This window comes from Shewanella rhizosphaerae, assembly GCF_019457655.1.
GTDB lineage: Bacteria > Pseudomonadota > Gammaproteobacteria > Enterobacterales > Shewanellaceae > Shewanella > Shewanella loihica.
In genome coordinates this window covers 795,981-807,871 of sequence record NZ_CP080420.1, presented here as the reverse complement: position 1 = coordinate 807,871, position 11,891 = coordinate 795,981, and the positions used below count along the sequence as shown (strand labels likewise).

Annotated in this window: 10 protein-coding genes; 5 read left to right on the top strand and 5 right to left on the bottom strand. The window is 51.3% G+C overall.

Annotation, left to right across the window (positions count from 1 at the left end):
- Positions 1–552 precede the first annotated feature (552 nt).
- Positions 553–828 carry a hypothetical protein gene (locus tag K0I63_RS03660; protein WP_220082569.1) on the top strand — a complete coding sequence of 92 codons (276 nt, stop codon included), beginning with the start codon at positions 553–555 and terminating at the stop codon, positions 826–828.
- Positions 821–1,753, top strand: coding sequence for a hypothetical protein (locus tag K0I63_RS03655; RefSeq protein ID WP_220059929.1), 933 nt, complete (start codon positions 821–823; stop codon positions 1,751–1,753). Before K0I63_RS03660 ends, K0I63_RS03655 begins: the two co-directional genes overlap by 8 nt.
- Before the next feature lie 1,004 nt (positions 1,754–2,757).
- On the opposite strand, the gene katG is transcribed toward K0I63_RS03655, so the two are convergent.
- Positions 2,758–5,028 (bottom strand): catalase/peroxidase HPI, encoded by a 2,271-nt coding sequence (gene katG, locus K0I63_RS03650; protein ID WP_286670299.1) that lies wholly within the window; start codon positions 5,026–5,028, stop codon positions 2,758–2,760.
- A gap of 860 nt (positions 5,029–5,888) precedes the next feature.
- Here katG and K0I63_RS03645 point away from each other — a divergent pair.
- From K0I63_RS03645 to K0I63_RS03635, 3 genes are all read left to right on the top strand, one after another.
- Positions 5,889–6,716 carry an SseB family protein gene (locus tag K0I63_RS03645; protein WP_220082568.1) on the top strand — a complete coding sequence of 276 codons (828 nt, stop codon included), beginning with the start codon at positions 5,889–5,891 and terminating at the stop codon, positions 6,714–6,716.
- 117 nt (positions 6,717–6,833) lie between these two features.
- On the top strand, positions 6,834–7,313 hold the full coding sequence (locus K0I63_RS03640; protein ID WP_011864513.1) for a YbaK/EbsC family protein: 480 nt from the start codon (positions 6,834–6,836) through the stop codon (positions 7,311–7,313).
- A 142-nt stretch (positions 7,314–7,455) separates the two neighbouring features.
- Positions 7,456–8,133, top strand: a complete 678-nt coding sequence (locus K0I63_RS03635; RefSeq protein WP_220082567.1) for an SDR family NAD(P)-dependent oxidoreductase — start codon at positions 7,456–7,458, stop codon at positions 8,131–8,133.
- 88 nt (positions 8,134–8,221) lie between these two features.
- On the opposite strand, the gene K0I63_RS03630 is transcribed toward K0I63_RS03635, so the two are convergent.
- The 4 genes from K0I63_RS03630 to K0I63_RS03615 all read right to left on the bottom strand — a co-directional run bounded on the left by K0I63_RS03630 (position 8,222) and on the right by K0I63_RS03615 (position 11,881).
- Complete coding sequence (locus K0I63_RS03630; protein ID WP_220082566.1) at positions 8,222–9,052, bottom strand: hypothetical protein; 831 nt, start codon at positions 9,050–9,052, stop codon at positions 8,222–8,224.
- Positions 9,053–9,469: 417 nt separating this feature from the next.
- Positions 9,470–10,066 (bottom strand): hypothetical protein, encoded by a 597-nt coding sequence (locus K0I63_RS03625; RefSeq protein WP_220082565.1) that lies wholly within the window; start codon positions 10,064–10,066, stop codon positions 9,470–9,472.
- A 186-nt stretch (positions 10,067–10,252) separates the two neighbouring features.
- Positions 10,253–10,615: a response regulator gene (locus tag K0I63_RS03620; RefSeq protein WP_011864509.1), complete on the bottom strand. Its 363-nt coding sequence runs from the start codon at positions 10,613–10,615 to the stop codon at positions 10,253–10,255.
- 183 nt (positions 10,616–10,798) lie between these two features.
- Entirely contained in the window at positions 10,799–11,881 is a 1,083-nt protein-coding gene (locus tag K0I63_RS03615) for a rhomboid family intramembrane serine protease (protein WP_220082564.1), read from the bottom strand.
- Positions 11,882–11,891 lie beyond the last annotated feature (10 nt).

Sequence of the window (11,891 nt, the reverse complement as noted above, 5' to 3'; positions counted from 1 at the left end):
AGGGGAAAAGCGCCTGTTCCCCTTTTGGAAATCCCTCGGCGCCCCAGACGAAGTTGTTTGCCCTCATACTCCAAAGAAAATCACCTAACGACTCGGATGGGACTCCTGTCCCCCCGAGCCTTGCCCATCATCCATGATGGTCACACGGCATTTTCATCTGCGTATTTCGGCAACTTCGATGGGGACTTGTTGTAGCATCTAACCTATTCTGAAGGGTCAGTCCCCCTGGTCATTGGTATCTAACAGGATACCTTTTTGAGTTAAATACCTTTCTAGGGCAATGAAGGGAATCGCCACTACAAGCGCGTAAACTATGGCATTTAGAAAACTTTGAGTGATTATGCCCATAAACGAGCTGGGATACAGGCTAGAAAATATTAGCCCAGATAAAATGATGCTCACCATAGCAATATAAAATGCTAGCCCTATGCTGCTCAGCCTTTTACTCGCTCCATCTTCACCCGGTACCCACAACGTCTATACATTTAACCCATTGAGTGCGTTATCCTCAAAAAATATAAGAATTGTCAAAAAACCAACATAAGAAACAAAATGCCCCAGCAAGCCAACAACAAATTCAAAACAAACCCAAAGCAAATTCAAAACAAACCCAAAGCAAATTCAAAACAAATTCAAAACAAATTCAAAACAAATTCAAAACAAATTCAAAACAAATTCAAAACAAACATATTTAAAAATAACCCCCTACAAAAACAGCAAAAAACCATTAATATTTATGGGTTGACAGGATATTACCCTCCCTTTACATTCGATATATGTAAAAACAACAATCTGTTCTCAATAAAGGAGTATGTAGAACATGAATAAACTAATACAAATCCCCTCAACTTTAATACTATTTTTTGCATCTTTATTTGCACAAGCTCAAACGAATGCAATCGTAGATTGCAGTGATTGTACTGCGGCACAAAAAAGCCTCATGGCCAGTGATATAAGTAATTCAAACACATATAAAGTATACGTCTATGATGTTCAAAATAGTCAAATTACGATTGATGAATATAGAACCATAAGTAGTGGTGGAAGTGATTGGGACGAAGAGAGTTATAGACCTGAATACTGGGCCAAGCACATTACAACTCATGGCCCAAATAGCCAATTAGCTCAAACAATGGGAACGCCTATCCTAAAAATTTTAGCTGCACAAATGAAAGCTCAAAAAGAGCTTTTTAGCTCGCCTATTGTTTTGCCAGAAGATGGCAGCTTTGATTCTGCTTTCACGGCTCTAGAAGCTAAAGAAGATTTCACTGGGTATGCAACAGAGCTGATTAACAATATGCCTGAAATGAAAGAGCAATATTCAGTTGCAGATTCACAATGGGCAGTAATAAGGAATAACTTTGGCATTGGAAAAGGCATAATCTCTTTATCTAACCCAATGAGTGTAAACGTAAATTTTGTATTCAAGGATAATACATCTGTTACATTCGGCGTATCCCACGCAGTATTATATGGTGGAACTAGAATAACTATTGAATTGACCTTTAAAGATGCCTACGATGCTACAGGGAAGAGAATCCCTCGTTCAAAGTATACTGTCAATGAGTACCTAAGAAATGTAAAAGACAGTCAAAAAAATCAACAAGAAGTTGGTGATTTAGTCGCACTAGCTAACTACTTAGTCACAATAGAAGGTATCAATGTATATTTTGGAGATGGAAGCGCAACAGTAAGAGGTGGTGGAGGTTCTGTAATTATCATCGATCTAAAAAGAATGAAAAGCTCAGAATAAAACCTTAAATTTACCTTTCGGCTCTATATGCGTTAAAAACAAGAGCCGAAAGGCAATATTAGAACACAGATTCAAATACTAAGATAGAAACATAAATCCACAACGCTTTCACATCATTAGTTTTATACCAATATGATACAGACCAGTTCAACTGACACATTTATTAACTAAATTTGTTATTTAACCAACCTACCAAAACATTATGCAAAGCATCGACTAATTCTAAAAATCACGAACTATTCAACACAGGAACTAGATATAGAGTAAGAAATCTAGTTGTATTTTCTAATCGTAATTTTAGCTACTATATTTCATATCTGATAGCCCTCCATTGAAGTTACCGACGACTACACGGATGCAGGAATTAGAGCGAAGCAGGATGCCAGAGCCGAAATACACAGATGAAAATGCCGTGTAGCCATCATGGACAATGGCTAAGGCTCGGGGGGACAGAAGTTCCATCCGAATCTTTAGGCGATTTTCATTGGAGTATGAGGCGCCTAACCAATGCATGTAACTTCGTCTGGGGCGGCAGGGGGAGATACAAGAGGGGGGATTGCTGGAGATCCCCCTCTTGACCGGGTGTGGGATGGAATCACAAGACGTTAATATCCAAAAAAGTTTGCTCTAATCACTTCCCTCATCTGGCAAGCTAACCTCCTATCATTACCGGTTGTGGCTACAACAAATCCCCATCGAAGTTGCCGAAATACGCAGATGAAAATGCCGTATAGCCATCATGGACGATGGCTAAGGCTCGGGGGGACAGGAGTCCCATCCGAGTCGTTAGGCGATTTTCATTGGAGTATGAGGCTCCTAACTAATGCATGTAACTTCGTCTGGGGCGGCAAGGGGAGATGCAAGAGGGGGATTGCTGGAGATCCCCCCTCTTGCCCGGGTGTGGGATGGAGTCCCACGACTTATCTCGGCCGTCAGGCCGCACATTCCCAGGTGTGGAACGGAGTTCCACGACTTACAACGGTCATCAGACCGACACTCCCCTGTTATCTATCTAAATTCATCACCTTGACCCAGGCGGCGACGAAATCATCGACAAACTTCTGCTTAGAGGTATCGAAGGCATATACCTCGGCAACCGCGCGCAGTTCAGAGTTAGAGCCGAAGATGAGATCCACCGAGGTGGCGGTCCACTTAGGTTTGCCGCTGCTGCGATCCAGCCCCTGATAGATGCCATCGACATCTGACTTCTGCCACAGGGTCGACATATCTAACAGGTTGACGAAGAAGTCATTGTTAAGCGTGCCGGGACGCTGGGTCAACACCCCGTGCTTAGTCCCTTGATAGTTGGCATCGAGGGCACGCAGGCCACCGACTAACACTGTCATCTCGGGCACCGTCAGATCCAGCTGGTCGGCCTTATCCACCAGCATCTCGGTGGGCGACTTATAGCTGTGGTTTACGTCGAAGTAGTTTCTAAAGCCATCGGCATGCAGCTCCAGCAGGCTAAAGGAGTTTTCGTCCGTCTGCGCCTGTGTGGCATCACCTCGTCCTGGGGTGAAAGGCACGGCGACCTCAAAGCCCGCCTGCTTGGCGGCCTGCTCTAGGGCGCTCGCCCCCGCGAGTACGATAAGATCGGCCAAGGAAACCTGACTCTTACCGGCGCCCTTATTAAAGTCGGCACGAATCGCCTCCAGCGTCTTAAACACCTTGGCGGTTTCGGCTGGGTTGTTCACCGCCCAATCCTTCTGCGGAGCCAGAGCGATACGCGCCCCATTGGCGCCGCCACGCATATCTGATTGACGATAGCTGGCCGCCGACGCCCAGGCCAGGCGCACGCGCTCGGCAACGCTCAGCCCAGACTTGCTGATGGCTTTTTTAAGCTGCTTGATATCGCCGGCGCTGAGACGCGATTGGGTCTTATCATCGATTGGATCTTGCCAGATGAAGCTGCCCTGAGGCACCTCTTTACCGAGGAAGTTACGGGCAGGCCCCATGTCTCTGTGGGTCAACTTGTACCAGGCCTTGGCAAAGGCCAGACGATACTCTTCCGGGTCGGCCAGGAAGCGCTCGGCGATCTTTCGATACTCTGGGTCATACTTGAGCGCGAGATCCGCCGTGGTCATCACGGGCGCATGAAACTTACCTTTGACATGAGCATCGGGCACGGCCTTCTGCACCGACTCGTCGGTTGGGATCCACTGGATCGCACCGGCAGGACTGCGGGTCTGTTGCCAGTCGTAGGTCAGCAGGTTACTCAGATAGAGCGAGGTCCACTTAGTCGGCGCCTGAGTCCAGGCCCCTTCCAGGCCACTGGTGATGGTATCTTCTGAGTGGCCCTTGCCACACTTGTTGTGCCAGCCCAGCCCCTGAGCTTCGATGCCTGCCGCGGCAGGTTCTGCCCCCAGACAATCTGTCGGCTTGTGGGCGCCGTGCATCTTACCGAAGGTATGGCCGCCGGCGATAAGTGCCAGAGTTTCCTCGTCATTCATCGCCATACGGGAGAAGGCGGTGCGGATATTCTTGGCTGAACCTAATGGATCTGGCACCCCTTTCGGGCCTTCCGGATTGACATAGATGAGCCCCATGTGGGTCGCGCCTAAGGGCCTTTGCAGCTTGCCGTCTCTGTCTTCACGATCGCTGGCGAGCATCTCGACCTCCGGTCCCCAGTACACCATGTCTGGCTCCCAGTCGTCGTTACGACCACCGGCAAATCCGAAAGTCTTGAATCCCATGTTTTCCAGGGCGACGTTGCCCGCGAGCACAATTAAGTCTGACCAGGAGAGCGCCTCACCATATTTCTGCTTCACCGGCCAGAGCAGTCGGCGCGCCTTGTCCAGGCTGGCGTTATCGGGCCAGCTGTTTAACGGCTCGAATCTCTGCTGTCCGCCACCAGCGCCACCACGGCCATCCAAGGTGCGATAGGTACCTGCGCTGTGCCAGGTCATGCGGATGAAGAAAGGACCATAGTTGCCATAGTCGGCAGGCCACCAATCCTGCGATTGGGTGAGTAGATGATCGATATCGGTTTTTACCTGGTCGAGATCCAGCGAGTTGAAGGCCTTGGCGTAGTCGAAACTTTCGCCGTAGGGATTGGAGCGGGAGTCGTGATCCCGCAGCGGGGAAAGATCCAATTGATCGGGCCACCAAAATTGTTTGCTCTTGGGTTGAAACGCTTTGGCGGTGCCAGTGGCGGCAGCCCCTTTGGGCTTAGTCATCTGTGCGGATTCTTGCTCATCGGCGACGGCAGGGTTAAACACCAACAAGGCACTCACTAACGCCGCGAGCGTTTGCTTGTTTACTGTTTTTCCTTTCATGGTTAGCTTCCTTCAGGTTAATTACGCTTCGCCGAGGCGAAGCCTGTTGTCAGCCCAGAGTGGATTTCGCCAAGCCGCAAAAAAACAAAAAAGAGACAGCAAGCGGCAAGGCTAAATTTCCAGGGCATTATTTAGTCATCAGGAATATATTAGAAGCAAGATGCTAAAAGCATATATCGAATAAAAACGATTATCTTAATCGAAAACAATAAAGTAATTTTAGTGGCAAAAACCACAGTTCTGACCATAGCCCGACAAACCTCTGCCCCACACTGCCTCGAAAAGATCGGCACAACCATCTCAGTGAGATGGTACTAGCAACAACAATACAGGTCGTGGCTACAGCAAATCCTCAACGAAGTTGCCGACGACTGCATGGATGCAGGAGTTAGAGCAAAGCAGGATGCCAGAGCCGAAATGCGTAGATGAAAATGCCGTATAGCCATCATGGACGATGGCTAAGGCTCGGGGGGACAGGAGTCCCATCCGAGTCGTTAGGCGATTTTCATTGGAGTATGAGGCTCCTAACCAATGCAGTTAACTTCGTCTGGGGCGGCACGGGGAGATGCAAGGTGAATAATCATCTTTGATGATTGTGCTTACGAACGAGAGGCAGGGATGCCGAACTGGCTTTTTTACAAGGAAGTATTTGGCGAGGACGAGCAGTCCTCCTTGCCCGGGTGTGGGTTGAAAACCCACGACTTTCTTCGGTCGCCAGACCAACTCCCCCTCGAGTGAGGAATAGAATCCCAAACGAAGTTTGCCCCCACTCCCCTCTAGACCCAACTAACACCTTGATCTACTATGCCTACTCACCAGGATGTCTGGTCTATACCAGCTGGCAACAAGGATTTAAGAAAATGGAAGTCACACTCACCCCGAGCAACGCCCTCGAAACCGCCCTGCAGGAGGCGCTTGCCGATCACACCCAGGCCAAAGCCCTCTATGAACAGCTGATTAAGGCCAGGCTCTACCTGCTGAGCGATGGCCAAGAAGATCCTCAGCCCGATGGCACCACAGAGCTCTCCATCATGCAATGGCACATCCCCGTCAGCAATGATCAGGTGCATTACTTCGTCCCGCTGTTTACCTCCCAGGAGGCGGTCGATCAGGCCAAGGCCATAATGGAGAGTGAGGGCACAGAATTTCACGGTCAGATAGAGATAGATGCGCCTCAGGCATTTCAGCTGCTACTGACCAACCAGATGGATATGGCGCTCAACCCCAATAGCAATTTGTCGAAAGTCGTCAGCAGCGATGAGATCCGCTATATGTTGCTGCCCGACATGGCGCTACTTCCCCAGGGCAATCAGCTCCTGCTGCTTGGTAAGGTTCTTGATGATGGGCTGCCCATGTTTGGCGCGGTGCGCCAAATATTGGCTAACTACCCCAGCGTCAAGGCGGGCTATTTCATCGAAACATGCGAGCTGGATATCCGCCGCGGCGGCACAGACAGCGCCTTCACCCTGGCGCTCACCCTGGAGGGAGACAGGATTAGCGATGATTTCAGCCGCATTCGCAGCGATTGCCGCAACCTGCATAGAGAGATTGAGCTTCATGGCTGGGAGATACGCCCCTACCTGCTAAGAAGTGACAAACATGATGAGATAAGCGACTTCTGCCTGAAGAAGCTTGAGCCCTTCTATCGCCCTTCGCTGCTGAGCAAATTCAAGACCTGGTTTAGCTGATCGGCAAGCCAGGCTCGGCGGGTGACTTAATCGATGAAAGACGCTACTCAGCCAGCATTGGGGCCTGGCTGAACTATACTTAGCGATAACGTTTCACAACGTTAACGAGGCAAGTATATGAGTATTTCAAACCGCTTAAATCACTACCTGGCGGAACATGAAGTGAACTATGAGATAGTGCTGCACCGCCACAGCCACAACTCTATCAGTTCGGCCATTGCCGCCCAGCTGGCCCCCGCCCAAGTCGCCAAGGGGGTGATTCTGGAGGATCATCAGGGACGCAGGGTCATGGCTGTGCTACCCACCAATCATAAGATCAACCTCAAGGCGCTGGGCGACAAGCTCAACCGCGATCTGCATCTGGTGAAGGAGCAAACCGTCTACCAAATGTTTGACGATTGCGAGCATGGCGCCATCCCCTCCCTCGGCGCGGCCTACAATATCGAGACCATCTATGACGACCTGCTGATCGAGGCCAAGGAGCTCTACCTAGAGGCCGGCGATCACACCAGCCTGGTCAGGCTCAGCCGCGAAGATTTCATCAAGCTGATCAAAGACGCAAAACACCTGAGATTCAGCTATCAGAGCATCCACTAACCCTCTCTTATCGGGGAAGCTGCGGCTTCCCTTTTTTCTGCCCAGGTTCACGCTCACATCGCTTAGATATTCCGCCCACTGGCATCGAGCGCAAGTTGCGGCATAATAGGTCAACCTAACACAGCTTCTAAGTGAATGAATCATGATATTAATTACCGGTGCCAGCAGCGGCCTGGGGGCCTCCCTGGCCAAGCGATACGCCGATCTGGGCGAGCAGGTGATGATCTCGGGTCGCAACCAGGCCAGATTGGCCGGCGTCGCACAAGCGTCAACGAATCTGCACCCGCTAGCGGCCGACCTTTGTGATGAGCAGGGCGTCGCGACATTACTCGATACCCTGGCGACCATGAGCGGCGGCGCCGCACTCGACACTGTGGTTCACTGCGCCGGCAGCGGCTACTTCGGCCCCATCGCCGAGCAGCAGGCCGATGAGATCCACAAGCTGATGCAGAACAACGTCACCTCCAGCATCTTGCTGGTACGCGAACTGGTGAAACGCTATCAGGACACGCCGCTGCATCTGGTGGTGGTGATGTCGACGGCGGCCCAGCAGCCCAAGGCGGGGGAGTCGACCTACTGCGCGGCGAAATGGGCCGTACGTGGCTTTATCGAGTCGGTGCGTCTGGAACTCAAGGGCAAGCCGATGAAGATCATCGCCGTCTATCCCGGCGGCATGGACACAGGCTTCTGGCCTAGCAGCGGTAAGTCTCTCGATACCTCCAGCTTCATGAGCGCAGACGAAGCCGCCGAGATGCTACAGGGCGCCCTGAAGGCCACCGCCCATGGCCATATAGCCGATATCACCATCGCAAGAGGTTAGGCTGGGCTAGCGCTAAGTTAGACTAACAGCAGAAGAACAACAAAGGCTCGGACTGAAGGCAAATTCAGTACCGAGCCTTTGTTACCCCCTAGTTACAGGCGAAGCCATAGCTGGTCTTATCCGGCCGGGCTCCTGCCTGCTTGGTGACTGTACAGTAGATCTTGCCGTGCTTGTTAGGAACCGAACCTTCGATCCCCATGCCTCGCATCAGCTCGGCGTAACTCTGTGCCTGAGCCAGACTTCCACCGAAACCATAACCGTCACTGGCTATCTCAGAAAGCGGCACTCGTTTACCTAGGTTGTCTCTTGCCAGTTCGGGAATGGCTTTGAAGGCTAATCGCAATTGATCATCGAATGCCTTTAGACGGATATCGACCAGGATTTGGGAGGAGTCTGATAAACTGACGACCCAGGAACGCTCTTGCGTCAAAAGCCCCAAGATGGTCGCAACATTTCGGTAGCTAAAACCGAGCGCATTACCGAGTCGTTGCACCTGATGACTCAACCGGGTGACCCGTTCATTGAGTCTTGAGAGATCTGCGCTACTTAAGTCGGTCGCTAGAACGCCCTCAAAATCGGCGGTCTCCCTTAAGGCGTCGGCAACCGTGATAAACCCCGTATCTGGCGGCAATTTAATGCCCTGCTTTGCCTGTTTGGCTAGCTGCAAATTGATGGCCTTGAGTTCGGCCAATGCGCTAGCGGCTTCGAGCAGATGTGGCTTGTCGCTATTAATCTCGACAACATAGGGGGCCGAAGCGGTCGCCGGACTATCTTCTGCGTAGCGCAGCCTGAACTCGGTCGCCGTCGCCTTCTCTCTGTCCAGGACAACCAGACTCTCATAAGCATTTTTTTCAGAGCCACTTATTTCAGAGCCACTTATTTCAGAGCCACTCGTCTCTAGGGAATGAGTCGCTTCCACATGTATCTCTATCAGGGCGTTAAGTTTCGTCTGAGTACAATTATCACAAACATATAGCTGAGTCGCCTGGAGGTTTACGCAATAGAGGGCGGTTAAGCATAGGCAGCGTGCAATTGTTTTTTTCATCGCAATCTCCTTGATTTGAGTTTGTCATCCGTAACAAATCCATACTAGAAAATCTGCGCTGTAATACTTCCCGATTATGCCAAGCATACTCTTGGAAAATAGCCAGGCAAGGCGGCTGCAAGAATCAGCGAGACTTAAACAAAAGCAGACACTAAAGCTAGCACTCGAATTGGCATTCGAGATACTGCTAACCCTATCCATAAAGAGAAAGGCTCGGCCTGAAGGCAAATTCAGTACCGAGCCTTTTTTAATTAGGCTGCTCACACAGTTAGCCGTGCGATTAACCTTGTATTACTTGCGCTTGAAGATGGCTTCCATCTCAACGGCTACCGCCTCTGTCTCCTCGGCCTGTACCCGGTCACGCTTCTCGGTGAGTTCGATAAGCTGACGCTCTAACGCCTCGAGCTGCGCCTCATCCGCCGCGCTGCGCTCGGGCTTATCCTGCAGGGCATAGATGGCTTCGCTAACCCTATCCATCTCGTCGAAGATGGCATCCAAGGAGTCGGGATTGGCGGCGTCTTGACGGTCGAGCTCATCCAGCCAGGCGTAAAACTGCTGATTAGTCACGCCCACCTCAGTGGCGGTCTGGTCGATGAAACAGTTGGACAAGGCGTCGGCGTTCTCTTCTGTCATCTGCTCATACTTATCGAAACAGAACTTCATGGCGCTGCGGTAACCACGCTCCAGCTTGCCGCTGTCGATCCCAGATACCTGCTCCATGGCGGTAAAGTCGCCGCCGGCTTTCATATGCGAGACATTCATCTCGATAAATTTATCGACGTCCACCTCCATGCTAGCCAAGTCATAGGGGGCGTTGTCGGGCAGCTCGGTGCCTTGGGCGCTGGTGAGGATAAAAAACAGTGGTAGTAAGAGTGTTGCTTTCATCATTAATCCCTTATTGATGTGAAAAATCGGTGATGTTAAGAGCCGGTGATGGTCGGTCGACCAGGCGGTGACATCCTTGTTGCCGCCATAAGATAGCTCAGCCCACTCAGGCCTGTCTAGTGAGAAGCTGGTCGATAGATAAATGGCTCAGATATGCACATCTAATCGAGACAGAGGTATGAATATGGGTTAGAGGTAAGCCTCTATCATCTCCTGAATAGCATCTGGCATCACAGGTTTGGTGATATAGTCATCCACCCCCAGCTTGAGGGCAAAGTCTTTGTCCGACTGCTCCGCCAGCGAGCTTATCACCACCAAGGGGATCTTGGCTGTCTCCTCGCTGCCCTTAAGATACTGGATCACCTGATAGCCGTTGACATGTGGCATGGTGATATCCAGCAAGATGAGATCCGGCGTCAGGGATTTCAGCACCTCTATGCCGCCGCTCCCCGAGTTCACCGAGGTCACGTCATAGTCGTCCCCCAGCATGGCGAGTAATATCCCGGTGCAGACGGGATCGTCATCTATGATCAAGATTTTCGCTCTGGACATTTATCTCTCGCTCTCGCTGTTAAATTGATTACATTGTATCCAAGTCTGGCCTGAATACCAGCCTGCCACGACTCGTTAAGCCTACAGCTTAGACCCGGCTTTTTCGCTTAAGTTTCAGCCACAAAAAACGCGGCCATAAAAAAGCCCCATCCAAAGACGGGGCCTTAAATCACCATAAGATAGCTAGCGGGCGATCTTCACCTCAGGCTCGTTGAGCAGCGCCAGCATAGGATTATTATTCATCACCCGAGTCTTTAAGGTCACGCCCAGGATAAGCCCCATCACGAAGCCACCTATGTGGGCCCAGTAGGCCACGCCTTGGCCGGCCATTACCAGACCAAAGATGTTGAAGCCTAGCCAGATGGCGAAAAAGGCCATAGGGCTGAGCTTCTTCTGAAACACCACAAACATGAAGGTCAGGCTAGCGTGGCGGAACCACATGAGGTACATGCCGAACAGGCCGGCAATGGCGCCGCTGGCACCCACCATATAGATGCCGGAGCCAGGATCGGCGGCGATCTGCGCCGCGGCGGCCGCCAGGCCACACAGGAGATAGAGCGCGAAAAACTTAGCGCGGCCCAGCACATCTTCCAGGTTATCCCCCACCACATAGAGGAAATACATGTTGCCCGCCAGGTGCATGATGTCGCCGTGGAGGAACATGTGACTCAACAGGGTCCAGGGATGATGACCCGCCAGCAGATCGTTCGAACGCATGGCGAAGTTTTCAAACACCATATCTGTGGTGCTCAGGTTAAAGCCATAGGCGAAGAAGATCAGGATATTGAGCGCCAGCAGCAGATAGGTCACCAGGGGCGTAGACTTAGGCTTGAGGTTAAACTCCACCGGCATCTTAGAGAGGAACTGGAACAGCCAGGTCTTGACACTGATGCTGCCATTCAACTCCTCCAGCAGTTGGCGCACCTTGGGCGATTGTACCACCTTGGTGCGCTCATGTTCGTCTATCCAGATGCCGCTACAGCCGTGGCACAGATCCACCTCAATCTCATAGCCAGCCATTAGATGGTAGCGCTGCATGGCAAGGTCGCAACGATGACAGCAGCGACTGGAGATCCCCAGTTGATCGCCCAGGGTCTCTTCGATGCGCACGTTATCGTCGCCGTTATCCGCCTTAGACAGGGCGGCGTTCAGCTCACCATTCTCGAACCAGAGGCCACCGCACTGGCGGCAGCAATCTACCTCTTCGCCGTGAAATTTAAACACTCTCAGTCGCCCATCGTGGCAACCCGGACAGATATTGGTCATGGGGAGTTCC

What these genes read in the sequence shown, in the direction of transcription:
- K0I63_RS03660 (WP_220082569.1), top strand. Translation starts at nt 553, where the DNA reads ATGCCCCAGCAAGCCAACAACAAATTCAAAACAAACCCAAAGCAAATT.
- K0I63_RS03655 (WP_220059929.1), top strand. Translation starts at nt 821, where the DNA reads ATGAATAAACTAATACAAATCCCCTCAACTTTAATACTATTTTTTGCA.
- katG (WP_286670299.1), bottom strand. Translation starts at nt 5,028, where the DNA reads ATGAAAGGAAAAACAGTAAACAAGCAAACGCTCGCGGCGTTAGTGAGT.
- K0I63_RS03645 (WP_220082568.1), top strand. Translation starts at nt 5,889, where the DNA reads ATGGAAGTCACACTCACCCCGAGCAACGCCCTCGAAACCGCCCTGCAG.
- K0I63_RS03640 (WP_011864513.1), top strand. Translation starts at nt 6,834, where the DNA reads ATGAGTATTTCAAACCGCTTAAATCACTACCTGGCGGAACATGAAGTG.
- K0I63_RS03635 (WP_220082567.1), top strand. Translation starts at nt 7,456, where the DNA reads ATGATATTAATTACCGGTGCCAGCAGCGGCCTGGGGGCCTCCCTGGCC.
- K0I63_RS03625 (WP_220082565.1), bottom strand. Translation starts at nt 10,066, where the DNA reads ATGATGAAAGCAACACTCTTACTACCACTGTTTTTTATCCTCACCAGC.
- K0I63_RS03620 (WP_011864509.1), bottom strand. Translation starts at nt 10,615, where the DNA reads ATGTCCAGAGCGAAAATCTTGATCATAGATGACGATCCCGTCTGCACC.
- K0I63_RS03615 (WP_220082564.1), bottom strand. Translation starts at nt 11,881, where the DNA reads ATGACCAATATCTGTCCGGGTTGCCACGATGGGCGACTGAGAGTGTTT.